The organism is Desulfuromusa ferrireducens (genome assembly GCF_055389805.1).
This window is the reverse complement of record NZ_AP042415.1, coordinates 3,475,947-3,502,498: the sequence shown is the minus strand read 5'-3', so window position 1 is coordinate 3,502,498 and position 26,552 is coordinate 3,475,947. Positions and strand designations below refer to the sequence as shown.

Genomic DNA, 26,552 nt, shown 5'->3' with positions numbered 1-26,552 from the left:
ATTATGAAGAATATCGCCAAATCGATCTGCTTATTCGGCTTTTTAGCCTGTCTTTCAGCTTGCGCAGGATCTCCTGGGGCACCCATGGTCGCCGCAACTTTTTGCGAAGAGTGTATACGCGTCGACGTTGCCGCCGATCAACAATTGAATTGGCACCAGAATGTTTCTCATACCTTGAAGCTCTGTCTTTATCAGCTGAGTGATCCGAACAGTTTTAAACAACTGACCAACGATATGAATGGTCTTTATGATTTGCTGGAATGTAAGCGCTTCGATCCGGCGGTTAAAGTGTCGCAACAAGAATTCATCCATCCCGGAGAAAATCGGACCCTATTGGTCGACAGGGCAGAGGGGACCAAGTTTGTCGGTATCGTTGCCGGTTACTACAGTTTGCACAAAGAGGGCATCATCGAGTTGCATGAAGTTCCGGTGAAGAGGAGCTTCTTTTCTAAAATTCACGATCTTGATCGTCTCAATCTGCGCCTGCAGCTAGGTCCGCAGCAAATAGATCATTAGCGTTTGAGTATCCGAAATTATAATTGACCGCTTAGGGGGAACCAGAATGGGCATTGAAAGACCGATTTTCTGGCACCAGGGACTTTTTCTCCAACCTCAGCATCTGCAACTGACGGACTTCTACCATCAGTCTCTGCTGACGCCGCTTTACAAATTTCTCGGCCCGTACTTCTGGGGTGTGATCAAACTGGAGATCTCAGGAACTGCATTGAACAATCTCTGCTTTGATGTGCAACAGGGTGAATTCCTCTTTCCCGATTGCAGCTATGCTGTTTTTCCTGGCAATGCGGTCCTTGAAAACCGTTCTTTCGAAGAAAACTGGAAAGATAAAGACCAGCCTCTCATGGTGTTTCTGGGTCTGCGAAAAGTTGATCATGAAGGCGGTAATGTCAGCGAGTTTTCCAAGCCGGAAGAGCTCTTCGAACTCTCGTCGAGGTTCGTCGCTGCCAGTGAACCAGAGGAAATCGCAGATCTCTACCAGACCGGACCGAGTGGACAGATAAAAAAGCTCAATTTTCAGTTGAAGGTTTTTTTTGCGAACGAGAAAGAGCAGGCGGCGAACTTTTCTCTTTTGCCGCTAGCCCAATTGGAAATGCAGGGGGATGAAATCATCCTCTCTCCAGATTTTATCCCACCGGCAGTTACAATCCAAAGCTCTACACCACTGGTGAAAATCGTAAAGGAAATCAGCGATCAGATCGCCAGTCGTGGTCGGCAGCTGGAGGACTATAAACAGCAAAGAGGAATACATACTGCAGAGTTCGGGGCCAGGGATATGGTTTACTTGTTGGCACTGCGGACTCTCAATCGTTATATCCCCCAGTTGAACTCCATGCTCAGTGCTCAGCAGACCCATCCCTGGCCGGTCTATGGCGTCATCCGCCAACTGATCGGAGAACTCTCTACCTTTTCCAGCAGCGTCAATGTCATGGGAAAAACAACCGACGGTGAGTCGCTGCTTGAAAATTATGATCACCGTAATCTCTCCAAATGCTTTCGAGATGTTCAGTCCACCGTAACCCGGTTGCTCGACGAGATCACCGCCGGCCCAGAATATGTCATCAATCTGAGCTATGACGGCACCTATTATGCCGCAGAACTCCAGCCAGCGATTTTTGACGGGCGTAATCGTTTCTATCTGGTCGTTGAGAGTGAAGAAGACCCCAAGCAGACAATCGATATTTTACAAGGGATCGCCAAGCTGGCTTCGCGTGAAACCTTGCCACTGATGATTGCCCGCGCACTTCCCGGTATCGGCCTGGAACATTTACCGGTCGCCCCGCAAGAATTGCCACGACGGGTCAATTGCCTCTATTTTAAAATTGATCACCACAGCGATCCTTGGGCCAACGTTCAGCAGGCCAAAAACCTTGCTCTTTACTGGGATTCAGCGCCTGAAGATTTGAAGGTCGAGCTGATGGTTGTCGGGAGGAATTAGCTATGCGAATGACCGATTGCTTCTCTGAGACAGTCGCTTATGTCAGTTATTTTCTGGCTTCCGATGCCAACAACCAGGTCTCTTTCGATCAGTTGATGGCAGACGTCCGTCGTCTGCTCAATGAAAGCGAAACCTATGTCAAGAAAGAGCTCGTCAGCCAGGAGGATTATGATCAGGCCCGGTTTGCCATTTGCGCCTGGATCGATGAAGCCGTGCTCAGCTCAAATTGGCACGATAAGGGGCGCTGGCAGTTGAAACCACTGCAACGAGAGTATTACCAAACGGCTGCTGCCGGGGAAGAATTCTATCAGCGTCTGAACAATCTCGGTCTACAGCAGGGGGATGTACGCGAAGTTTATTATCTCTGCCTCGCGATCGGCTTCAAGGGGCGCTACTGCCAGGAGGGGGATGAGTTTCTGCTCAACCAGTTGAAGTCCTCCAACCTGAAGTTGTTGACCGGCAGTTCGGTCGGTATCCCCTCGCTGGAAAGGTCCGATCTCTTTCCGCAGGCCTATTCGGCTGAAGCCGAATCGATCCCACTGAAGAGTGAAAAATGGCGTTTTTCACCATCAACACTCGGCTTTCTGGGCGGGCCGGTCCTGTTGTTTGTGCTGCTGTTTTTGATTTTTACTCTGATTCTGAAAATGAAGGTTGCAAGTTTCTGATTCAGGGATAAATGGGGGAGTGACAAATGCTTGGAAAGATCATCAAGGTTATTCTCATTGCCACAGGGGTGGCCTTAGTACTTCTGCTGTTCGCCATGCTGATTATTACCCTGGGATGGTACGGGTTCTTTATTGTTCTGGGGATTATTGGCCTGACTGTGGCCGGCTTGTATTTCCGTAAAATCTGGCTCAGACGTCGGGAACAGAGGTTTGTAAATCAGATCGTCGAGCAGGATGAAAACCTGCAAAAAGGACAGAGCGATAAAGAACGGGAACAACGTAGAGAACTTCAGGATCGCTGGAAAGATGCAATGGGGACTCTGAAACGCTCCCACTTGCGAAAGCTGGGCAATCCCCTCTACGTCCTCCCCTGGTATATGGTGATCGGGGAAAGTGGTTCCGGAAAAACAACTGCGATCAAGAGCGCCAAACTCTCTTCCCCCTTTGCAGAAGCTCCTCGGGTATCAGGACTCTCAGGAACCAAAAATTGTGATTGGTGGTTTTTTGATCACTCCATCATCATCGACACCGCCGGCAGGTACGCGATACCGGTTGACGAAGGACGAGATAAAGACGAATGGCAGAAATTCCTCAACTTGCTGGTAAAATACCGCAGGAAAGAGCCATTAAACGGCCTGATCGTCACCCTTGCGGCCGACAAACTACTTACCGCTGATGCGACTGAAATAGAGGCCGATGCCCGCAGTATCCGCATGAGAGTGCAGGAACTGATGTTGGCACTCGGTGTCAAGTTTCCTATTTACCTGCTGATAACCAAATGCGACTTGGTTCAGGGAATGACCGATTTTTGTGAGCAGCTTCCGGAAGAAGCTCACAAACAGGCCATGGGCTTTTTGAATCAGGGCAAGATGGAAGAGGCTGGTGAGCTGACCCAACTATCGATCAACTCAATTGTCGATCGGCTAAGAAACCTGCGCCTGCTATTGCTGCATGAAATCAAAACGAGCAAGATCGACCCGGCCTTGCTGCTCTTTCCTGATGAATTTGCCAAGCTCCAGTCGGGCCTGGAAACATTTATCCAGGTGGCGTTTCAGGAAACTCCCTATCAGGAAGTCCCGATCCTGCGTGGACTCTATTTCAGCAGTGGTTGTCAGGAAGGAACCCCATACTCACATTTCTTAAAAACTCTTGGGCTGATCGGTGAACAGGATGTCTTGCCAGGGAGTAGCAAGGGACTTTTTCTGCATGATTTCTTTGCTCGTATTCTACCTGCCGATCGAACCGTCTTCGCTCCGACGGGTCGGGCTCTGGAGTGGAATCGCCTGACCAGGAACTACGGGTTTGCTGCTTGGGTTATCCTGGTTACGGCCCTGTGCGGTGTGCTGGCGTTTTCCTTCATCAACAACATGACAGCCTTGCAGTCTGTTTCAAACGACTACATCAAGGGTCCGGACTTCAAGGACGATCTGCTGCTGGATGTGGATTCCCTCGACGGGTTTCGCCAGGAAATCATAACCATCGAAGAGAAAAACCGGGATTGGTGGGTTCCCCGCCTGGGTTTGGATCATAGCCTGCAAGCTGAGAGCAAACTGAAGAAAAGGTATAGTGAAAAATTCACACGCTATCTATTACAACCATTCACTCAAGGGTTACGTGCTGAGATCGCTGATATTTCAGATGTCACTCCAGCCGAAGATATCGGTACCTATGTGATCCACATTCTGAAGCGTATCGCGCTGCTGAAAAATCGTCTGGAGAATCGTTCGACCGTCCCCGAGGATCTGGACGCCATCCCTAAAAAGGCCTTTCTTCTCTCAAATCGTTCCGCTTTTCCACCACAGGTCAGCGAAACGTTGCCACAACTCTACAGAGACTATCTGCGCTGGACGTCAGATGCAGAAACCCTGGAAGAGGAAAAAGAGCAGTTGAATGAATTCCTGCAGTCCATCCTCTGGCGTAAAGGGGGCGATCTTAATTGGCTAGTGGCTTGGGCCAATAGTCTGGAAGATCTGCCCGGGGTGACTTTGGCTGACTTCTGGAACGGGGAGGGGACTCAGGACTCGGCAGCATATTTTGTCGGCGCAGCATTTACCCGAAAGGGCAAGCAGCGGATCGATGACTTCATCGAGGAGATGAAGATCGACCTGAAGACAGACAAGATTGCAGATTTCAACCAGAAAATTGCAGCCTTTGAGCCCTGGTACCAAGCCACCTACCTGGCTGTCTGGGATCGGTTTGCAGCAAGTTTTTCTGCAGGACAGGATATGTTGCGCGGCGGTGATGATTGGCGCTTGATGGCACAAAAAATCGCTGACAACCAGGGACCTTACTTCGCCCTGTTAGATCGGATGGCCGAAGAGTTAGTGCCCTTTGTCGCTCAGGAGAAATTACCGCATTGGGTCCAGCAGGTTTTTCGTTATAAGGAACTGAGTGCCCTGGCACCGAAAACCAGTGAAGAAGAAAAAAACCTCTTCAGCGCAGCCTTTGACAAGGGTAAGACACTCATCGCAAAAGGCCGTCAGGTGGTCGACAAAGCCCAAGGGGATTCCTGGAATCGTGTCAACTCAATCAAGGCTTACCACGCCATGCGTCAATCCTTAAAGTCGATCGCCAAGAAGACCGCCTCGAGCAAAGCGGTCTACGATGCAAGCTACAAGGTATATGAAGAAGATTCGGTGACCGGTGAGTCGCCTTTCTACACAGCTTACCGCTCTTTTGTACGGTTGCGGGACAATATGCTCTTCGACCCGAAAGGGGAGGAAAACTTCTGGAAGCTGGTAAATGGCCCTCTCGATTTCTTGTGGAGCTATTTTCAGACCGAGTCCTCCTGCTATCTGCAGGATATCTGGGATGCGGAGGTGCTCAACAAGGTAAAAAGGGTGACCGCTCAGCGGCAGAAATGGGAAATGCTCTTCCAGAATCCAGGACACGCTTTGAGCTTTATTGATGGCCCGGCTAAGCCCTTTTATCAGCAAGGGCAACAAAAGCGGCAAAACTACTTCTACGAAAACTCATTCCCCTTTGAAGAAGCCCTGTTCTCTATGATGGACAGGGGGCAAGTGTCACCTCCGGTCGCCCAATCCAGTTATCTTATATTCATCAAAGGCGTCCCCACCGATCTGAACCCCGAGGCACGACTTAACCTTCATGCCACTCATCTGGTTATCCCATGCGCAAACGAAAACCTGATGCTCGATACCGAAAGTTTCCCGACCCGGGTGACTCCGTTTTCCTGGTTTCCGGAAACCTGTGGTGAGGCGAACCTGCGGATTGAATTTGAAAACAATCTGATACTGGAAAAAGGTTTCTCCTTACCTGATTTCATCAGGGTTTTCGAGAATGGTCAGGAGGTTTTTACTCCACAGGACTTCCCGGGACAGCGGCAATTACTTGAACGCTCGGGAATTCGCAAGATCAAGGTCAAATATCAACTGAGCGGAAAAAACCTGAGGACAGTTAAAGCCTTAAATCAATGGTCTCTCGGATCAATACCGCAGAAAATTGGCAAATGCTGGGATTAACTAAAGCGACGTCACCCTGGGGATGGGTAGCCCACGGAAAACACCCAATGGCCAGTGATTTCTTCACTCTGGGAGCGGAAGATTCCACGACAAAGGCGATTTGCGAATGGATCGATCGCGGCTACCAACCCCTTTCCACTCAGGAACAGAGGTCTGCCGATTGCCGCTCCTGGCGCTTCTGGTTGAAGTCGCCGAATAAGGATGTCTTAGCCTTCGGTATTCTAAAAAACAGCTGTGATCAAGCCGGCCGTCCATACCCGCTGCTGCTGATGGGAAACGGCACCTTGAACGGCTGGGGAAAGCATCTGCATTTGCTGCCCACTGCCCTAGAAAAGGGCTGGGGGCAAATGGAATATCTCACTGTTAAGCGCTATGAAAACTTGAAACAGTTCAAGGCAGATGTCAGCCAGCTACCTGTCCCAAGTAGTGATTGGAGAGCACTGGCAGAGATCTGCCCTGTTGCCACAAACTGCTTCTCTTCACAGTTGCAGACCGTTGATGGCGCTCAGGATTCCGGCTTTGCTGCGCTTGTTCAGAACAACGAGATGCTGCTGCAATTGCCGTCCACGTCCAGTGAGGAACTGCTCCAGCAGATCATCCACTGGCATATGCAGTTTACATCCAGGCTCAAACAACTTCCAAATGCAGTTTTTATCGGGGGAGATGTCGCCAGAACCTATCTGGCGGTGTTTTCACGATCTCTGGTTTCTGCTGACTTGGAAAAACTCTGGAAGATATGAATCACGGAGAAAAAAAGAGTAATCTCAGTAGGATGGAAAACTCTAAGCCGCAACCGGTCTATTTACACTAAGTGTTTGAAATATAGAAATTAATACACGTAAAGGGTTTTTGTTGTTGGATAGGATGAAGCCTCAGAAGTTCCTGTTAAAATGGAGAAAAGCTTACAATATTAATTAAAAAGGGGGCATGGCTGTGGAAGCGAAAGAACTGCTTAGAGCAGGACAACTTTCCAAGGCCCGTGAACAACTCGTTGCCGAAGTTAAATCAGCACCAGCTGATCATTCGGTGCGTACACTTTTGTTCCAGACCCTGGTTATTTGTGGCGATTGGGATAAGGCAGAGCATCACCTCGATACCATTGTGCTTCAGGATCCTAAGACTGAAACGGGTGTTCAGGTCTATAAGAATCTCCTCCACGCAGAAAAAGAACGACTCGAAGTTTTCAATCAGGGTCGACGCCCCTCGTTCATGCCAGAGACGCCAGCTTATCTAGAATCCTACCTGAGCGCCTGGCAAAAGCTATTAGACAACCAGCCAGAATCCGCTAAAGAGATATTCGATCAAATCGATCAGCAGCTTCCTCAGCCAATCGGTACGGTCAATGGCAAGAGCTTCTGCGGTATTGCCGATACCGATCAGTTCCTGTCACGCTTCCTGGAAACCTTCACCTATGAGCATTACGTGCTGATTCCGTTTGCATCGATTCGAGAACTGACTATTGCTGCTCCCAAGACCCTCTTTGATCTGATTTGGACCGGTGCACAGGTGACGACTTGGGAGGGATTGAATATCCATTGCTACCTCCCAGTTCTCTATCCTGAGTCATATCGGCATCAGGATGATCGGGTGAAACTTGGCAGAATGACCGATTGGCAGTCTCTGGGAGGAGGATATTCGAAGGGGAGCGGGCAGCATGTCTATCAGGTTGGAACTGAAGAGATAAGCATTTTAGAGATACGTGAAATTGTCTTTTCAGCTACTTAGTGTCAATCCGGAAACGCTGTAAAGGTAACTGTTATGAACTTAAACATCGATGTTGCCGAAATTCTTACACCAATCCCAGGAGAGAATCCTGCCGGAATTGATCTGAAATATGATGCCATCTATGACGAAATCAAGAATGCCAGAAAAGCCGATGATCAACTTGACAGAGGTGACTGGCAACGGGATTTAAAGACTGCAGATTGGCAAACAGTGACCCAGGTGTCGCTCGATGCGCTGACACAGAAGACGAAAGATTTGCAGGTCGCAGTCTGGTTAACAGAAGGCCTGATTAAAACGACTGGTTTTTCCGGCCTGTCAGCTGGGCTTAAGGTGATCAATGGATTTCTGGTGGAGTTCTGGAGTTCCTTCTATCCGGAAATTGACGATGGAGACCTTGAATACCGGGCTGGCCCGCTGGAATTTTTAAACGATAAACTCTGGTTGGCGATTAAGCAGATTCCGCTTACCGATAAAAGTAAAGCTGCCGAGTACTCCTGGGTCGACTGGCAGGAATCACGGCAGGTTGGCTATGAAAAAGACGCAATATCTCCGGATGGCGATGTTGATGAAAAAAAACAGGCCCGGAGAAATGAAGCGCTTGCCGAAGGCAAACTTGCGCCCGAGGATTTCGATAAAGCCATCGCACTCACTCCAGAGGATTTCTATCGTACTCAGGTGAGCTTTTTGAAGGAATGCCAGGAAGAATTCACCCGCTTGGATAAGCTAATCGATGAGAAGTTTGGCAATGAAGGTCCTTCATTGGTTGAACTGGATAAAACCCTTAGCGATTGTGGTCAGTTTTTTAAACGACTCTTTAAAGGCAAAGGTTGGGATGAAGTGATTGAAGAGATCGAAGAGGAGACGACGACAGAACAAGACACGGGAACCGTCGACACAGCCAATGATGAAGAGACTGAGTTGCAGGAGACAGAAAAAGCCGTTGTGACTGGAGAAGTGAAAGTAATACCACAAGAGACGACATTGACTGCTTCAGACAGTCAGGAAATCGGTGTCTGGGACAGCGCCGTGGCCCTGCTGAAGAGTAACGACATCGATGCGGCACTGGCATTACTTTTTGCTGCCTCATGCAGCGCTCTGTCGGTCCGGCAGAAGAATCGCTATCGCCTCTATATGGCCAAGTTGTGCCTCAAGGCAAGCAGGGTCGACCTAGCCAAACCGATTTTAGAGGAATTGAACACACTGATTGAGGAATTACAGCTAGAACGCTGGGAATCTCCAACCTGGGTTGGTGAAGTTCTGGAAGCCCTGTATCAGTGTCTGACTTCTGCAGATGAACGTTTCCAGGATCCGGATCGCGCTTCCGAACTGTTAAAGAAACTCTGCACCACTGATGTGACCAAGGCGATGAATTACAAAGCCTGATTTGAGGAATTTCGCAGTGTGTAAGGAAAGCCACAACAGAAATATTGGATATTAAATGACTGGAAAGGAGGTCAGCTATGGCTAAAGAAAGTCTACAGCACAAAATCGACAGGGTCCGAGCTCCGCGGGTACAGATCACCTATGATGTTGAAATCGGTGATGCGATCGAGATGAAGGAAATTCCTTTCGTTGTCGGGGTATTGGGCGATTTTTCCGGCAAACCAGAAGAACCCCTGCCAAAACTCAAAGATCGTAAGCTTGTTGAAATTGACCGGGATAATTTCAACAATGTTCTCGCCGGGATAAATCCCAGAGTTGCCTTTCGGGTCGATAACAAACTGACTGATGACGATACCCAGATCCCGGTTGAACTCCGCTTTAAGTCGATGGATGATTTCCATCCTGAGCAAGTGGCGAACCAGGTGGAACCGATCCGCAAGCTGGTTGAAGCCAGAACCAAATTGTTCGAACTCCTCAGTAAGCTGGATGGGAACGACAAACTTGACGAGCTTCTCCAGGACATCATCCACAACAGTGAAGCGCTGAAAAAACTGGGTGATGAAGTCGGGGGGAAATCTGGAGATGAGCCGAAAGCAGACTAGGAGGATGTCATGGCCGAAAAAGAAGCTGTAGCCCCAGAAATTACCGCAACGGCTGAGGGCGCTGAAGAAAAAAGCCTGCTCGATCAGATTCTGGAAGATGGTCGATTGGCGCGTGAAAAAGAGCAAAAAGGCTGGGCGACAGATGTCATCAGTGAATTTGTCGGTCAGGTTATGGATGAGACCATCACGGTTTCGACCGACACAGAAACGATGATCAACACCAGAATCAGTCAGATTGACAAGTTGATCTCAGACCAGCTCAATGAAGTTATGCATCACCCCGATTTCCAAAAGCTGGAAGGCTCCTGGCGCGGCTTGAACTATCTGGTTCAGCAGTCAGAGACAGGAGAAAAGCTAAAAATCCGGGTGATGAATGTTTCGAAGAAGGATCTTCTTAAGGATCTTGAGAAAGCCAGTGAATTCGACCAGTCTGCGCTGTTCAAAAAAATCTACGAAGATGAGTTCGGCACCTTCGGCGGTTCTGCATTCGGCGCGATGATCGGAGACTACGAGTTCAGCACCCATCCCCAGGACATGGCGCTGCTTGAGAAAATCTCCGAAGTGGCTGCCGCTGCTCATGCGCCCTTTATTTCGGCCGCAGCGCCGCAGTTGTTCAACTGGGAGAGCTTTACCGAGTTGGGCGGGCCGAGGGATCTGGCCAAGTTGTTCCAGACGGTCGAATACGCCAAATGGAAGTCGTTCCGCGAATCGGAAGATTCTCGCTACACTGCCCTGGCGCTGCCGCATATCTTGATGCGTCTGCCCTATGGTCAGGATAACGTGCCGGTCGAGACGTTCTGTTATGAAGAACAGGTCGATGGCACCGACCACGATAAATATCTGTGGGGCAATGCCGCCTATGCCATGGGCACCCGGTTGACCGATGCCTTCGCCAAGTACCACTGGTGTGCCGCGATCCGCGGAGTCGAAGGGGGCGGACTGGTTGAGGGTTTACCAACCCATACCTTTAATACCGATGAAGGTGAGGTGGCACTGAAATGTCCCACCGAAATCGCCATTACCGACCGGCGGGAAAAAGAATTTGCCGATCTCGGCTTTATCCCCCTGGTGCACTGCAAGGACACCGACTACGCGGCCTTCTTCAGCACCCAGTCGAACAACAAGCCGAAGGTCTATGATACTGACAGCGCCACGGCCAACGCCCGCCTCTCGTCGCAGCTGCAATATATCCTGGCCGTGTCGAGATTCGCCCATTATCTGAAGTCGATGATGCGCGATAAAATCGGCAGCTTCATGACCCGGGAGAATGCTCAGACTTTTCTCAATCGCTGGATCAGTAATTACACGCTGGGCGACGATAATGCCAGCCAGGACATGAAAGCCAAGTATCCGCTGCGTGAGGCCCGGGTCGATGTTACAGAGGTTCCAGGAAAGCCTGGTGTTTATAAGGCCGTAGCGTTTCTGAAGCCGCACTACCAACTGGATGAATTGACCGTTTCGTTGCGTTTGGTTGCGGAACTTCCGCCGCCGGCGGGAGGATAACTGAAGAGGTGAAAGGAAGGAACAGTATGCATAAATAGAGCTTTTTTTCAATGGAGACCTAAGGCATTTTTTCCTGTCTTAGGGTGGCCGTAACCGGCATTTCAGAAAAAGGAGAATTGAAAATGGCTGTTGATATGTTTCTAAAGATCGAAGGGATCAACGGAGAGGCTCAGGATGCCAAGCACAAAAAAGAAATTGATGTGCTGGCCTGGAGTTGGGGGGCTTCACAATCCGGAACCACTCATATGGGCGGTGGCGGTGGCTCGGGGAAGGCAAGTTTTCAGGACATCAGTGTCACCAAATGGGTTGATTCTGCCTCATTTGAATTATTAAGACATCTTGCCAAGGGAAAACATGTCAAAGAGGCACTGTTGACGGTGCGCAAGGCCGGCGACAATCCACTAGAATACATCAAGCTGACCATGAAGGATTGCCTGATCTCGTCTGTATCAACCGGTGGCTCTGGTGGCGAGGATCAGCTGACGGAAAATATAAGCATCAATTTTGGCCAATTTGTGTACGAGTACACGTCACAGAAACCTGATGGTTCAAAAGGCGATACTCTTCCATTCAAATTTGATATCGCAGCGAATGAAGAAAAATGATCGCTCAACAGCTAAATGTGCAGGCATCGATTCTGGACCGGTTGATCGACCTGGAACCGCGTGTTTCAAGTGAACCGGTTCAGAAACGCCTGCAGGGGGTTGAGCCGATCAAGAGGTCGGTGGTCGGGCATCTGGAAAACCTGCTGAACACCCGGCGGCATATCGAGACCCCGCCCGCAAAAATGCGCGAGATCAACAGGTCTCTGTTGGTCTATGGGCTAAAGGATTTTACCGGGGAAAATCCGAACAGCATCATGATCAGACAGCAACTGCGGCAGGATATGGAAAAAACGATTTTAAAGTTTGAACCCCGGTTAAAAAACGTCAGGGTACAACTGGATGGGGATGGGAAGAACAAGCGGAACCTGAGGTTCCGTATCACCGGGGTACTGCATGTTGAGCCGATATCGGAACCAGTCGCTTTTGATACTTTTTTCGACATGAATCGGAGCCTGTGTACCATTTCAGGCTGAGGGGGAATTTAAAGGGCAGTCATGGATGATAAACTTCTCAGTTATTATGAACGGGAACTGACCTTTATCCGTGAAATGGGGGCCGAGTTTGCCGGTAAGTATCCCAAGATTGCCGGTCGCCTGCTGCTCGAAGCGGACAAGTGCGAAGATCCGTTTACTGAGCGGTTGATCGAAGCCTTTGCCTTTATCAGTGGCCGGATCCATAAAAAGATCGATGACGATTTTCCTGAAATCACCGAATCGCTGCTCACTATCCTCTATCCCCACTATGTTAATCCGATCCCCTCCATGTCGGTGGTCAGCTTTGAGCCGGTCAAGCAGAACATTCCCGAGACCGGCTACCTGATAGAACAAGGCACGAAAATCTATTCCAAGCCGGTGGCCGGCACGCCCTGCGAGTTTTCCACCTGCTACCCGGTCACCCTCTGGCCGGTCGAGGTCGTTTCGGCTACTTTAACGGAACCGAAACTGGCCGTGGCTGATGCTCAGCAGGTAATTACTCTACAGCTGAAAACCCTCAACGACCTGAGTCTCTCAGAGGTCAGTTGGCAGTCTTTACGCTTTTTCCTCAATGGTCCTTCGCAGCATATCTTTCATCTTTACGAACTGCTGTTCAATAACGTCTGCCATTTAGAATTGTCAGCGAATACAGTTGACGGGAGCAACAAGACCATTTCTCTTCGGCCCGATCAGTTTAAACCGGTCGGTTTTGGAGCGGACGAAAGTATGCTGCCCTATTCAAAACGGTCGTTTCCCGGCTATCTGTTGCTGTTTGAATATTTCGTCTTCGCAGAAAAGTTTCTCTTCTTCGATCTGAATGGGCTCGGGCGATTGCCACAGGAAAAGCTGGGCAACAATCTTGAGATCAGAATCTACCTGGATCGGGTGGCGAAATCGAGTCTGGTTATCAATCAGGAGACTTTCAGGCTGAATGCCGCACCAGTGGTCAACCTGTTCAAGCGCATCGCCGAGCCGATCCGCCTGGAACATCGCCAGCCCGAATATCGGGTGATCGCCGATGTCCGCCGGCAGGAGGCGACCGAGATTTATTCTGTTGATCAGGTCAGCGCGGCGCGGGGGGCTGCCGGCATGAAAGTTACTGAGTACAACCCCTTTTATTCATTACGTCATCATCTTGAGGATGGCAGCAGTTCCAAAAGCAACGCTTTCTGGCACAGTCAGCGCCGCGCATCCGGGAAAAAGGGTGACAACGGCACTGAAGTTTATCTGTCTTTCTCCAACCAGGATTTCAAACCGGCGGAACCCGAGGTAGAAATTCTGACCCTGAAAGTCACCTGTACCAACAGAGACCTACCGGCACGACTGCCTTTTGGTGATGTGCGGGGTGATTTCGATATGGAATCTGCCGCGCCAGTTGCGCGGATCAACAGCTTGATCAAGCCGACCCCGGCCTGCCGACCTGCCTTGGGCGGGGCCCTGCAGTGGCGGCTGATTTCCCATCTGTCATTGAACTATCTGTCAATCGTTCAGGATGGCGAAGACGGTCTGAAAGAGCTGCTGAAGCTGTACGATTTTGAAAATTCTCCCAGCACCCAACAACAGATCGCCGGGATTGTTTCACTTGAATCACAGTTTGTCACCCGCAGGGTGGGGCAGGCATTCTGCCGCGGTGTGCAGACGACGATCACCCTTGATGAAGACAAATACGTCGGCACCGGTTTGATGCTGTTCGCCTGCGTTCTGGAAAGATTTTTGGGGCAGTATGTTTCGGTGAACTCCTTTTCCCAGCTGGTGGTGAAAACCCTCCAGAGAAAAGAGGTTTTAAAACAGTGGCCAGCAAGAAACGGCAATCAGATTCTTCTGTAACCCAGCTGCTGCGCGAAGAATATTACAGTTTTTCGTTCTTCAAAGCGGTTGAGCTGCTGGAGGACCGCATACCGGAGAAAAAACGTCTGGGACAGGCCTTGGTGCCCGCCGAAGAAGCGGTGCGCTTTAGCGTGCCAGCACATCTGAAATTTCCTGCCAGTGATATTTCCGCTCTGACAGAGAGCACAGATGATCATCCAACCGACCTGGAAGTGACCTTCCTCGGCCTGATTGGCCCCTCAGGGGTGTTGCCGTACTGGTTCACCGAACTGGCCCAACAAAGAATCTATAAAAAAGACAAAACCCTCAAGGCGTTTTTCGACCTGTTCCATCACCGGCTGATCAGCCTGTTTTACCTAGCCTGGAAAAAGCACCGCTTCACCGCCAACTATCAGTCCGGAGCAAAAGATCGCCTCTCACAGCAACTGCTTAGCCTGACCGGACTCGGGACGGCCGGGTTGTCCGAACGGATAGGTTTGCCCGAGGAATCCCTCAATTTTTACAGCGGCCATTTTTCTCGACAGTGCGCATCGGCAACGGCGATCCAAGCCTCGGTAGAGCATTTTTCCGGCGTCAAGGCTCAGGTCCATCAGTTCATCAATCGTCTGCTGCCGCTGGAAAAGGAAGATCTGTCGCAGCTTGGCGGGGCCAACGGGCAACTCGGGGTGAATACTGTGGTCGGTTGCCAGGTCTGGGAGTGCCAGACCAAGTTTCGTGTTGAACTGGGTCCCTTAACCTTCAGGGAATTTCACCGCTTTTTACCCGCCGGCAAAATGCTGCGGCCGATCTTCGCGCTGGTCAAGTACATGGTCGGGATCGAGTTCGAGTTCGATGTGCGTCTGGTTTTGAAAAAAGCTGAGATTAAGCCCTGCGAACTCGGCAAAACCGGCACGGATGCGCCGCAACTCGGCTGGACCAGCTGGCTGCAGAGTCCGCAGTTCGATAACCGGCAGAATCCGAGTTTGACCTTTGCGGAAAAGGATTTGCGGGCTGTGCTTTAGGTTCCGGGCGACCCATGGGTCGCCCCTACATAAGACCTATGAAGAACCTGTAGGGGCAAAATATGTCTCGCCCGCGTTGAATGATTTGCCGCTGAACGTTTTGAACTGCTGTGTTGCAACGACAATCAAGGAGGCCGCCCATGGCTAAGCTCGATCTGAAATCGCTGATCGGCAAGCTCAACAATACCTGCCGCAAGGCCCTCGAATCTGCTGCCGGGATCTGCCTGTCGCATACCCACTATGAGGTCGACCTAGAGCACTTTCTGCTTAAGTTGCTGGAGGTGCCCGATACCGATCTGCAGAAGATCTTGCGCTATTTTGAGGTCAACGAGGGACACCTGATCGGCGACCTGACCCGGGCCATCGAGGAATTCAAGACCGGCAACGCTAGAACCCCGGCGCTTTCTCCCAGCATTCCCAAAATGGTCGAACAGGCCTGGCTGCTCGCCTCGGTCGATTATCAGTCCAGTGCGGCGCGTTCCGGACATGTGTTGCTGGCGTTGCTGAGCGATGCCGAGTCAGCGCGCACCCTGACCGCCAGTTCCGATCAATTCAGGAAGATCAAGCTTGAGACCTTGAAGGAGAACCTGGCCGATCTGACCGCTGGATCGCAGGAAGAGCGCGAAGCGGCTGTGTCTCCAGGTGCTTCAGCCGCTCCGGGGCGACCGGCACCGGCGGGAGGTGCCAAGGCCCTCGACCAGTTCACCATCAACCTGACAGAACGCGCTCGGAAAGGGGAGGTCGATCCGGTTCTGGGCCGCGACTTCGAGATCCGCCAGATGGTCGATATTTTGATCCGCCGGCGGCAGAACAACCCGATCCTCACCGGCGAAGCCGGGGTCGGCAAGACCGCTGTGGTTGAAGGTTTCGCCCTGCGGATTGTCGAGGGGGATGTGCCGCCGCCGCTACAGGGCGTGGCGATCCACACCCTCGACTTGGGGTTGCTGCAGGCCGGGGCTGGGATCAAGGGGGAATTCGAGGAGCGGCTCAAGTCGGTGATCGAGGAGGTCAAGGCCTCGCCGGTACCGATCATTCTGTTTATCGATGAGGCGCACACCATGATCGGCGCAGGTGGCGCGGCCGGTTCGGGTGATGCTGCCAACCTGCTCAAACCGGCGCTGGCGCGGGGCGAACTGCGCACTATAGCCGCAACCACTTGGTCGGAATACAAGAAGTACTTCGAAAAGGATGCCGCGTTGGCGCGTCGTTTCCAGGTGGTCAAGGTCGAGGAACCGGACGAGCCGACCGCCGTGATGATGATGCGGGCGATCGCGCCGTTTCTGGAAAAACACCATGGGGTGATGATGACCGACGAGGCATTGATCGACTCGGTGCGTCTCTCCCATCGTTATCTGCCGGGACGGCAACTGCCAGATAAGTCGGTCAGTGTGCTCGATACCGCCTGTGCCCGGATCGCTATCGGTCAGAACACCATCCCGCCACCGGTTGAGGCGGCCACTCGGCAGCTGGCAGCCTTTGATCGTGAGGTCAAGATCCTCAAGCGCGAAGAGCTGATGGGGCGCGATCATGTGGAAAGATTACAAGAACTGGACGGGCTGAAAAATGAAACAGCAGCTCACCTGGATATGCTTAATGGCAAATGGCAGCAGGAGGTCGAGTTTGCCGGGCGTATCCAGGAGCTGCGCAAGACTCTTCAGGAGACTGCGGAAAAGAAACCGGCTGAGGTCGATGATCTGGCCCAACAGCGCGCGGATCTGCAGGAACTGGAACGGGAACTGATTGAAGTACAGGGTGGTGACCCCATGGTGCAGCTCGAGGTCGATCCCGAGACCATCTCCGAGGTGATCTCCGGTTGGACCGGCATTCCCACCGGCCGTATGCTGGTCGATGAAATTGACACCGTGCTCAAACTCGACCAGCTACTCGGCGAACGGCTCATTGGTCAGGACCACGCCCTGACCGCCATCGCCCAGGTGATCCAGACCGCCCATGCCGGAATAGAAGACCCCTCCAAGCCGAGCGGCGTGTTCCTGTTTGCCGGGCCGAGCGGCGTCGGCAAGACCGAAACCGCCCTGGCGCTCTCCGAACTGCTCTATGGCGGCGAGGAGAACGTCATCACCATCAATATGTCCGAATACCAGGAGGCCCACACCGTCTCCGGCCTCAAAGGTTCGCCGCCCGGCTATGTCGGCTACGGCGAAGGGGGCGTGCTGACAGAGGCGGTGCGTAAGCGACCCTACAGCGTGGTGCTGCTCGACGAGGTGGAAAAGGCCCACCCCGATGTGATGGAGCTGTTCTACCAGGTCTTCGACAAGGGGATGCTCGAAGACGGGGAGGGGCGGCGCATCGATTTCAAGAACACCCTGATCATCCTCACCTCGAACCTCGGCACCGACACCATCATGACCGTCTGTGCCGACGAGGAGACCAAGCCGGATGCGGCCGGGCTGACCGATGTGCTGCGGCCAGAACTGCTCAAGCATTTCAAGCCGGCCTTTCTCGGGCGGCTGAAGGTGGTGCCTTACTTCCCGCTGACCGACGAGGTGATCCGCAATATCGTGCGCCTAAAGCTGGGGCGGATTGCCAAGCGGATGTTGGAGAACCGCAAGGTGGTGTTCAGTTACGACGAGAGCTTGATCGAGACGATCGCCAGCCGCTGTACCGAGGTGGAGAGCGGGGCGCGGAATATTGATCATATTTTGAGCAATAGTTTGTTGCCGGATTTGTCGCGGGAGTTATTGGCGCGAATGGCTGGCGGGGAACAGATCAAGGAGGTGGTGGTGCGTTTGAGTGGGGATGGGTTTGGGTTTGAGGTTAGGTGATTAATATAGGTAGGGGTGTCAATAGTGAAATAGAAAAGAACGTCCCCACCCGCAAATTAACTATTCGGAAGCAAGGGAGGCGAGATGAGTATCACTGCTAATTTGAAATGGGGCTTCATCGCTCTCAATCCAAACCCGAAAGGGGAAGTGATAAAAATTTTGGAGGGCTGGGAGGAAGTTTGGCAGCAGAAGATCGTCTTGGAAGATTATCAGAATAGAGTGAGGGCTGTTGAGAAAGTTTGCTTAATGTCTGGCGATCGAGATGCTTATACATCTGAAGAAAAAAGATTGATCCACATCAGGTATCCGGGGGGGGGGAACCTCAAGGCGCGAGAACACATTGATGACGAGATCATCGGCAAGAAGATGGGAGATCATGGCAAGATGGGAGCTGCCTATGATATCGCCGATGCTATAGTTTTTGAAGCTGGAAATTGCCACCGCGCCCAGGACTATATAGACAACAAGAAAGCCTTCATCGATGGCTTGAAGCCGCTGAAGCTTGCAGGCATGGCCAAGGCCAAAATCGAAGGCGAAGTAATGGTGGGTTACCTGAAACTCATGGAGGCGATATCTGAGGCGAACGACCGTGCCTATCAGTCCAATCGGAATATCTGTGCTTTCAGCAATTGCAACACCAACGAGATAAAAGTCGCACATTTCTGCTACACCCCGCATAACGTCGATATGAAGAATGCAACTGCGGGATACTCTAAAACATGGCTGATGTATGCTCACGAAATGGTGAAGTCTGCAAAGAAAACCGAGATCGAGGAACTCGCCTGCAATCTTGGAAATGGGATGCTCTTGTATTATACGCCTGATGGCAAGTCGAACTGGAGGACGTGCGTTGCAGGTATATCCAAAGATCTGGGTGTGAAGGACGCTGAGAATTGCGATCTCCTCTACGATGTTGTGACGCACTTGCTTAACAGAATAATATCGCAAGGGCATGGCCGCAAAAACAGGCTTTTGAGCGGAGATAACTGGCTTCTCGACTACGAGATCAGGATAAACAAGCTGAAGAACGAGGGGCAGATAATAGCTAGCAAGCTGCCCTTGCCGAAGTTCTAAGTAGACTAGGGGGACGTTTTTTTTTATTTCACTATTGGCGGAGCGCGATCCGGTTCCACACCCCTGCGTCACAACTGAATGCAGAAAATTACCTGGGTAAACGGCTACTTCCACCAGGTACTTTCCAACCAGAAAGCAAGGTCCCCGAATTGTCCATGCTTCTGAGGTTCAGTGATGAACCCGTTTTCTTTATCGCCGTCGTCGTTCAGGCTGAAAATTTTGAAATGCATTTTGGCCCTTGCACTCTCCGGCAATAACCGGATCGCTCTTTCCATGTTCTCCCACCTGCCGGACCTTTTATCCATGACAGTTTCCGGTGTGGTGAACATACTGTCTATCCAGACCAAAAGACTTCCGCTAGGAGTCAGCCCCCCGGCGCTCCTCTCTCGGTCCTCATTTTCCGGATGAAGGCTCAAGCTATAAAAGTTAACAGGGTCATCAGTCTTAGCCTGAGCTGAAAGATAGGGCACCACCTGTTCAAAGAGATTGTTGATTGAATCTGCCGAGGCCATATGCACGATATTTTCGTAGGGTAGGTCAATCTCCTGGTTGATAATCTTGTTGACGATGATCGCTCCCATGCTATGGCCGACCAAGGTGATTTTAACCGGCGGTTTATTTTTCTTTGTGTCTTCTTTTATTGCGTCGGCAAGCTGGCGTAGGAATATTCCCAGGGCGCCTGTTCCTGGCTTAATGACTTCATCCACTTTGTGGTCGACATTTGCCAGGTCCGCCGGGGTGTAAAAGGGCGTATTGGTCCTTCGGAGCATAATGTCCCATGCTGGCTTCGCCATAGTGTAAGTAAATGGCGTGGTGACCACTTTCGCCGGACTGGTGATCAGCCACCATAGACTTCTGCCCCATCTAGCGTATTCGCCTGTGTTGTTGGTGAAGTACACCAAATTGTTTCCTTTGGGGTATTCCTCTAGATACTTGTCATCTCTCGAGTAACTTGCCCGCCATGAATGCTCTCCCGTTATCAACCAGGCTTTTGGAGCGTTGATTAGGGAGTTTCCGACATCGGTTGACAGATAGACTGGTGAAGTCAGTGGTGCCGTGGAAGAGATTTCCCCCTGTCTGATTCTCCACAAATGGGACCCATAGGTTGTTAGCGGGCCGGATCTCCAGTTGACAAATATCGGGTATTTCTTTTCGTTTTTGGAATCTCTGATTAACTTATATTTTTCTTGGACCCTTTTTAACGATGTTCCCTTGGTATTTAAACCGCCGTGAACATAAATGAGCACCTCAATATCACCATCCCCATTCGGGGAGAACGCCCGTATACCGTCGATGATTTTCTCGAAATGTTTCTCATAGTTTTTGTCACCATTGTCGCTTAGAACCGGGGCTATTTTTTCTCCTGGCTTAATACTCTCGAGTATTCCATCTTCATCTAGTGAAATGACGTGGCCGATTGCTTCTTCATCTATGGGTGAGATCGGTGAGCAACCTGAAAACAGGAGCGCAAATAAGAACCAAGCAAACCAGTATTTAATCTTCATAGACCCCTCCCTTTATCCACTTTCACCTGTTCTTTCATTAAGTGGTTTCTATGGATTTTAACCAATCAACACCCCATGTCAAACAGAGGAGGGCAGGGGACGTTCTAGTGCATGAGTAGATAGAAAAATAGAAAAGAACGTCCCCTTCTGGTTGTGTTGACAATGTTCAGCCTGCTGTTATTAATGAAGGTAGTGCTTTTTTGTGATGTTGGGTTACTTGAAAGGGGGGGCAGAACCGATGACTGTGGATGAAGCTTTACGATCATCCGATCCGGATTCCTTAACCGACGGTACGGTCTGTCTGACGGTCGAGGAGGCGCTGAAACTTGCACTTAACCTGCATCAGGCTGGCTCTCTGCCGGAGGCCGAAACCCTTTACCAACGCACAATTCAATCCGCCCCCGACAACCTGAACGCTCTGCATTACTACGGCCTGCTCTGCCATCAACAGAACCGCCACAAACAAGCCGCCGAACTGATCCAACAGATCATCAAGTTCGACCCGCAAAACGCCGATGCCCACAACAACCTGGGTAATGTGCTGGAGGGGCTGGGCCGAATTACCGAGGCGGAAAGCTGCTACCGCAAGGCGATCGAACTGCTGCCTGAACACGCCCCGGCGCATAACAACCTGGGTGTGATTCTGATGGCGCAGCAGCAGCCGGCACAGGCGGTGGAGGCTTACTGCCACGCCACGGCGCTGGCTCCGGAATCTGCCGACTTCCGCTACAACCTTGGCAATGCGCTGCGCCGTTCAGGGGACTACGTCCAGGCGGCCGAGGTTTACAGCGATGCGGTGCGCTTGAACCCCGAGCATGCCGGGGCCTGGCAGGGGCAGGCGCAAGCCTTGCTGCAGGCTGGTCGCAGGGATGAGGTGGAGCGGATGTTTGCGGACTGGCTGAAACAAGACCCGGGCAATCCGATTGTCCTTTACCTGAAGGCAGCTTGTCTGGGCGACCAGGCTCCTGAGCGGGCACCTGATGCCTATGTTGAGCAGATCTTCAACGAAATGGCCGATCGCTTCGATGCGCATTTGACCGAGAACCTCGGTTACCGGGCACCACAACTGCTGGCCGAGTCACTTGCCGAGATCCTGCCGGAGCCATCCGCAGCGCTGGCGATCCTCGATGCTGGTTGCGGCACCGGGCTCTGTGGCGACTTTTTGCGCCCTTATGCCGAGCAGATGAGCGGCGTAGATCTCTCCGCTGGGATGTTGACCAAGGCGAGTGGCCGCAAGCTTTATGATGAGCTGATTAAAGCCGAACTGACTCAGTTTATGGAGCAGCAATCCGCTGCTTACAATCTGATCGTCTCGGCGGACACTCTCTGTTACTTCGGCGACCTGGAAGCGGTTTTTCTTGCGGCAGTTAAGGCGTTGAAACCGGCCGGCCTGCTGGCTTTTACCCTGGAGGATGCAGGAACAGGGCAGGGCGCGGTGCTGGGCCAGACCGGGCGTTATGCACACAACAAGGATTATGTACAAGAGTCACTGAGCGCTGCTGGATTGCAGGTGCAGCGTTTTGAATCGGTTGTTCTGCGCAGTGAGGGGAAAGAGCCGGTGACCGGTCATCTGGTGGTGGCTGGGAGGTAAGTGCTGGGCGACCCATGGGTCGCCCCTACAAAAGATTGAAGAGGCAGCTGTAGGGGCGAGGCGGTGCCTGCCCGATTTTACCGCGTTACATGCACAGAGAAAAGGAGCTCCATTGTCTTCATTTCTCTTGATACTCGCTTCGGGCGAGCAGAAGCAGATTGCCGATTCGCAAAGCAGGCTAAGAATCGGCCGACTTCCCGAGTGCGAGGTGTTTATTAATGAGCCGATCGTCTCCCGGCGGCACGCTGAAGTATATTGTGAAAACGACTGCTATTTTGTTCAGGATAGCGGCAGCGCCAACGGCACAGCTGTCAACAATCGACCCATTACCCAGCCGACCGAACTTCACCCTGGTGACACCATCTCAGTAGGCTCGGCGAAAATCATCTATCAGCAAGCAGAGACAACTCCGGTTTTCACCGAACAGGACGATGCTGAAAAAACCAGGATTCTGCGCCTGCCCGTAGAGCCACCTTCAAAAGATATACTGGCCCCCTTTGGGTTACTGGAGACCGTTGCCGAGATCGCCAGGCAGATTGTGAAGGATCGCCCCCTGGCAGATTTTATGCAGATTATCCTGCGCTTGTGCGTCGAAAAGACCAACGCCGAACGGGCCGCCCTGCTGTTGCTGGATGATGCCGGAAAGTTGCTTCCACGTGGGTATTTCTCCAGCACCACAGCCACCGATGTCTTTACCATCAGTCAGTCGATCGCCCAGAAAGCCCTGGACGAAAAACAGGCGATTCTAGTCGAGGACGCCATCGCCCCCGGCAACCATGATATGGGCGAAAGCGTTTTCAATCTGCAAATCCGCTCGGCGATCTGCACCCCCTTATGGAAAGAGGATAAAACCGTTGGCGTACTCTATGTCGATACCAACCTGCCGGATCGACTGTTCGGTGAGATTGACCTGCTGTTTTTCTCCAGCTTGTCAGGAATGCTGGCGGAAAAGATCGAGATCAGCATTTTGGAGGAGATAGCCAAAGACAAGCAACGGCTTGATGCTGAGGTCAAGATTGCCAGCGAAATCCAGTCACGGCTCTTTCCGCGTGAGATCCCGCAGATTGATGGCTACCAGCTGGCGGCGGTGAATATCCCCTGTACTGAGGTTGGCGGGGATTATTATGACATTGTGTCCACCGACGACAGCTATGGCATTGCCATTGCCGATGTGACCGGTAAGGGGGTCGGCGCGGCGATGCTGATGTCGAACCTGCAGGCCTTGTTACGCTCGCGGGCGAGCGAATTCAGCGATCCCTCAGGACTGATGGTGCGGATGAACAATGACATGTTCGAGCGGGTCGGCAGTGATAAATTTGTGACCTTTTTTTACCTGATTTTCAATCCCCTAAATGGCACGGTCAACTATGCTAATGCGGGGCATAACCGTCCCCTCTGGCGGCGACAGTCGGGGCAGGTGGTCAATCTGGATGTCAGTGGCCTGCCGTTGGGGATTATCGAACAGAGCGACTACACTCCCTATCAGCTACAGCTTGCGCCGGGCGAATCAATTCTGCTGTACAGTGACGGTATCACCGAATGTCAAAACAGCGCCGGTGAACTGTTTGGTGAAGCACGGCTGGAAGAGGTTGTCGCCCACTCTGCCGAATTGAGTGCACAGAAGACGATTGAGCGTGTGGTCTCTACCGTGGATGCTTTCCGGAAAGCTGAGTCATATTCGGATGATATTACGCTGGTGGTGTTGAAACGACTTTAAATCTGGACCAGGATCGGTGGCTCAACACCTTGACAATGGCTTGTCTACTGCTATTAATGAGAATAGCTCTTTTGTGTAATGCTATCAGTTTCTTAAGCGTCAAAACGGACGCTGCTCTTTATGTTGCATCATAGTTCTGCTTTGCTGTTTGAGCCGAGGGTGGGGGTCTATGATTACCCAAGAAAACCGGTTTATCACCATAGAGACGCCGCTTGGTAAGGATAAGCTGCTGCTGACCGGTTTTCACGGCAAGGAAGAGTTGTCACGCCCGTTCCACTTTGATCTCAGTTTTCTCTCCGAAGATCACAGCATCGCCTTCGATAAAATAATCGGCCAGAATGTCTCCCTCTCGATTTACACCCCAGATGGAGAAAAGCGGCATTTCCACGGTTTGATCTCCCGTTTCTCGCAAGGCCGTGGGGGCGGCGAGGGGGAAGGGGACAGTCGCTTTTCCCACTATTCTGCCACCATGGTCCCTTGGTTGTGGCTACTGACCCGCACCGCCGATTCGCGCATTTTTCAAGAAAAATCGGTTCCCGATATCATCAAGTCGATTTTTGAGGATCAGGGTTTTCAGGATTTCAGTTTTCGCCTCAATGCCAGTTATGAGCCGCGAAACTACTGTGTGCAATATCGCGAGACCGATTTTTCTTTCATCAGTCGACTGCTGGAAGAGGAAGGGATCTATTACTTTTTTGAGCATGCAAAAAAGGCGCATACCCTGGTGATTGCCGATGCTTCCGGTGAGCATCCCCCCTGCCCGAAGCAGGAGGAAGCCAGCTGTCAGGTTGCCGCCGGCGGCTGGCTGGAAGAAGATGTCATTACCAGTATTGAGATTGAGCAGCAGATCCGCCCCGGCAAGTTCACCCTGAACGATTTCAACTTTGAGATGCCTACCACCAACCTGAAGGTGACGGCCATGGCCAAGGCGGAGCAGAACTTGGGACCGGGCGAACGGGAGATCTATGATCATCCCGGAGAATATGATGTTAAGGCTGGCGGGCAGAAACTGGTTGATATCCGGATGGAGGAAGAAGAAGCCCAGTTCGCCATGATCAGCGGCAGTAGTGTCTGTCGCGCCTTTACCAGCGGTTACCGTTTCAAATTGACCAACCATTACCGCAGCGACTTGAATGATCAGGAATATGTGCTGACGGCGATTGAACATGACGCAACCCAGGGCGGTTATGTGTCGGGCGATAACGACGCAAGCTACAGCAACAGCTTTCAATGTATGCCTTTCAAGGTGCCTTTCCGTCCCGTCAGGAGTACCCCCAGGCCGGTTGTCGAAGGGGTGCAGACGGCGATCGTGGTCGGCCCGGCGGGCGAGGAGATCCACACCGACGAGCATGGCCGGGTCAAGGTGCAATTCCACTGGGATCGCGAAGGCAAGAAGGATGATAAAAGTTCCTGCTGGATCCGCGTCAGTCAGCTTTGGGCTGGCGCCAAGTGGGGCGCCATGTATGTCCCGCGGATCGGCCACGAGGTGATCGTCGATTTTATCGAGGGGGATCCCGATCGCCCGATCATTGTAGGTCGCGTCTATCACGGTAATAATAAACCACCCTACGACCTGCCGGCGGAAAAGACCAAAAGCACCCTGAAGTCCGATTCCTCACCCGGGGGAGGCGGGTTTAACGAGATCCGCTTTGAGGATAAGAAGGGCGAGGAGCAGGTTTTTATTCATGCCGAAAAAGATCAGCATATCCGGATAAAAAACGAGCGTCGCCAGTGGGTCGGGAATGACAACCACCTGATTGTAAAAAAAGACTTATTGGAACAGGTGGAGGGTGAAAATAACCTGACCGTCAAGGGTGATCATAACGAGAAGGTCGAAGGGACGATCTCCCGTGAAGCAATGATGGACCTGCAGGAGAAGGCAGGTTCAAAACATGCCCTCGAGGCAGGGACGGAGATTCACCTGAAAGCGGGGATGAACATTGTCATTGAAGCTGGTGTCAGTATTACCCTGTCGGCCGGGGGGAGCTTCGCAACCCTTGGCCCTGAGGGGGTATCAATCTCGGGAGTAATGGTAAATATCAACAGTGGTGGGTCGGCCGGGTCAGGATCGGGGGCGTCACTGAAGGCTCCGAAACTGCCAAAAGAGGCCGATGATAAGGGTTGAAACGGACTTTTGTCAAAACACGGTGATGTCCTTTTGCCCCTGGGAACTGTCAGATTTAACGCGACATGTGACAACGCATTGATACCGGAGTATCTCACTATGGCAAAACAGGTCGTCTTGGGGGCAATGATGCAGTGCAGCTTCGGGGCCAGCCCTTCGGCCCTGGTGGTGCTGCCGACCAACCGACTGCTGGTGGAGCACCGACTGGCGGCGAATATCATGGACCATGTACCGGTCGTCAATATCCCTACCTTCGGGATGTGCACTTCTCAGGCGAATCCGGCTGTGGCGTCGGCCACAGCCGCGGCCACGACTGCAGCTGCGGGTGTTTTTACGCCGACCCCAGCGCCGTGCGTTCCGGCAACGGCTGCCCCCTGGACTCCCGGTTCACCTACGGTGCTGATCGGCAATATGCCAGCCCTCAACGACACCAGCAAGTGCGTGTGCAGCTGGGGAGGCGTGATTACGATCAACAACCCGGGCGCGGTGACCACCGCTATCCCTTGAAAATAGCGATAGATTTCAGATGGACACTAA

20 protein-coding genes are annotated in these 26,552 nt (G+C 52.0%); 19 read left to right on the top strand and 1 reads right to left on the bottom strand.

Translation table 11 applies throughout. The annotated features are described in order from the left end of the window. Positions 1-3: 3 nt before the first annotated feature. From ACZ5PT_RS15660 to ACZ5PT_RS15590, 15 genes are all read left to right on the top strand, one after another. Complete coding sequence (locus tag ACZ5PT_RS15660; RefSeq protein WP_464263961.1) at positions 4-516, top strand: type VI secretion lipoprotein TssJ; 513 nt, start codon at positions 4-6, stop codon at positions 514-516. A 46-nt stretch (positions 517-562) separates the two neighbouring features. Continuing rightward, entirely contained in the window at positions 563-1,954 is a 1,392-nt protein-coding gene (gene tssK / locus ACZ5PT_RS15655; RefSeq protein WP_464263960.1) for a type VI secretion system baseplate subunit TssK, read from the top strand. A gap of 2 nt (positions 1,955-1,956) precedes the next feature. Further along, the gene (locus ACZ5PT_RS15650) at positions 1,957-2,619 is read left to right on the top strand and encodes a DotU family type IV/VI secretion system protein (protein ID WP_464263959.1); all 663 of its coding nucleotides are present in this window, start codon (positions 1,957-1,959) and stop codon (positions 2,617-2,619) included. Positions 2,620-2,645: 26 nt separating this feature from the next. Beyond that, positions 2,646-6,101 (top strand): type VI secretion protein IcmF/TssM N-terminal domain-containing protein, encoded by a 3,456-nt coding sequence (locus ACZ5PT_RS15645; protein WP_464263958.1) that lies wholly within the window; start codon positions 2,646-2,648, stop codon positions 6,099-6,101. Further along, positions 6,053-6,841 carry a TagF domain-containing protein gene (locus tag ACZ5PT_RS15640; protein ID WP_464263957.1) on the top strand — a complete coding sequence of 263 codons (789 nt, stop codon included), beginning with the start codon at positions 6,053-6,055 and terminating at the stop codon, positions 6,839-6,841. Before ACZ5PT_RS15645 ends, ACZ5PT_RS15640 begins: the two co-directional genes overlap by 49 nt. A gap of 193 nt (positions 6,842-7,034) precedes the next feature. After that, positions 7,035-7,826 (top strand): type VI secretion system accessory protein TagJ, encoded by a 792-nt coding sequence (locus ACZ5PT_RS15635; protein WP_464263956.1) that lies wholly within the window; start codon positions 7,035-7,037, stop codon positions 7,824-7,826. Between the two features lie 33 nt (positions 7,827-7,859). Next, the gene (gene tssA / locus ACZ5PT_RS15630; protein WP_464263955.1) at positions 7,860-9,209 is read left to right on the top strand and encodes a type VI secretion system protein TssA; all 1,350 of its coding nucleotides are present in this window, start codon (positions 7,860-7,862) and stop codon (positions 9,207-9,209) included. A gap of 77 nt (positions 9,210-9,286) precedes the next feature. Next, positions 9,287-9,811 (top strand): type VI secretion system contractile sheath small subunit, encoded by a 525-nt coding sequence (gene tssB / locus ACZ5PT_RS15625; protein WP_464263954.1) that lies wholly within the window; start codon positions 9,287-9,289, stop codon positions 9,809-9,811. A 9-nt stretch (positions 9,812-9,820) separates the two neighbouring features. Then, a complete protein-coding gene (gene tssC / locus ACZ5PT_RS15620; RefSeq protein WP_464263953.1) occupies positions 9,821-11,314 on the top strand; it encodes a type VI secretion system contractile sheath large subunit in 1,494 nt (497 codons plus the stop codon). 122 nt (positions 11,315-11,436) lie between these two features. Continuing rightward, entirely contained in the window at positions 11,437-11,919 is a 483-nt protein-coding gene (locus tag ACZ5PT_RS15615) for an Hcp family type VI secretion system effector (protein WP_464263952.1), read from the top strand. Continuing rightward, positions 11,916-12,392, top strand: a complete 477-nt coding sequence (gene tssE / locus ACZ5PT_RS15610; RefSeq protein ID WP_464263951.1) for a type VI secretion system baseplate subunit TssE — start codon at positions 11,916-11,918, stop codon at positions 12,390-12,392. The genes ACZ5PT_RS15615 and tssE overlap by 4 nt, the downstream gene beginning before the upstream one ends. A gap of 21 nt (positions 12,393-12,413) precedes the next feature. Then, positions 12,414-14,219 (top strand): type VI secretion system baseplate subunit TssF, encoded by a 1,806-nt coding sequence (tssF, locus tag ACZ5PT_RS15605; RefSeq protein WP_464263950.1) that lies wholly within the window; start codon positions 12,414-12,416, stop codon positions 14,217-14,219. Next, on the top strand, positions 14,183-15,220 hold the full coding sequence (tssG, locus tag ACZ5PT_RS15600) for a type VI secretion system baseplate subunit TssG (RefSeq protein WP_464263949.1): 1,038 nt from the start codon (positions 14,183-14,185) through the stop codon (positions 15,218-15,220). Before tssF ends, tssG begins: the two co-directional genes overlap by 37 nt. 140 nt (positions 15,221-15,360) lie before the next feature. Further along, complete coding sequence (tssH, locus tag ACZ5PT_RS15595; RefSeq protein WP_464263948.1) at positions 15,361-18,003, top strand: type VI secretion system ATPase TssH; 2,643 nt, start codon at positions 15,361-15,363, stop codon at positions 18,001-18,003. 84 nt (positions 18,004-18,087) lie between these two features. Further along, on the top strand, positions 18,088-19,077 hold the full coding sequence (locus tag ACZ5PT_RS15590; protein WP_464263947.1) for a hypothetical protein: 990 nt from the start codon (positions 18,088-18,090) through the stop codon (positions 19,075-19,077). Positions 19,078-19,181: 104 nt separating this feature from the next. Here ACZ5PT_RS15590 and ACZ5PT_RS15585 read toward each other — a convergent pair whose 3' ends face one another. Beyond that, positions 19,182-20,582, bottom strand: coding sequence for a hypothetical protein (locus tag ACZ5PT_RS15585; RefSeq protein ID WP_464263946.1), 1,401 nt, complete (start codon positions 20,580-20,582; stop codon positions 19,182-19,184). Between the two features lie 238 nt (positions 20,583-20,820). On the opposite strand from ACZ5PT_RS15585, the gene ACZ5PT_RS15580 reads away from it, so the two are divergent. The 4 genes from ACZ5PT_RS15580 (at position 20,821) to ACZ5PT_RS15565 (ending at position 26,522) form a co-directional block, all read left to right on the top strand. Further along, the gene (locus ACZ5PT_RS15580; protein ID WP_464263945.1) at positions 20,821-22,173 is read left to right on the top strand and encodes a class I SAM-dependent DNA methyltransferase; all 1,353 of its coding nucleotides are present in this window, start codon (positions 20,821-20,823) and stop codon (positions 22,171-22,173) included. 112 nt (positions 22,174-22,285) lie between these two features. Then, positions 22,286-23,890 carry a SpoIIE family protein phosphatase gene (locus tag ACZ5PT_RS15575; RefSeq protein WP_464263944.1) on the top strand — a complete coding sequence of 535 codons (1,605 nt, stop codon included), beginning with the start codon at positions 22,286-22,288 and terminating at the stop codon, positions 23,888-23,890. Positions 23,891-24,059: 169 nt separating this feature from the next. Next, positions 24,060-26,015, top strand: coding sequence for a type VI secretion system Vgr family protein (locus ACZ5PT_RS15570; protein ID WP_464263943.1), 1,956 nt, complete (start codon positions 24,060-24,062; stop codon positions 26,013-26,015). Between the two features lie 99 nt (positions 26,016-26,114). After that, positions 26,115-26,522, top strand: coding sequence for a DUF4280 domain-containing protein (locus ACZ5PT_RS15565; protein ID WP_464266748.1), 408 nt, complete (start codon positions 26,115-26,117; stop codon positions 26,520-26,522). The last annotated feature ends 30 nt before the right edge of the window (positions 26,523-26,552 follow it).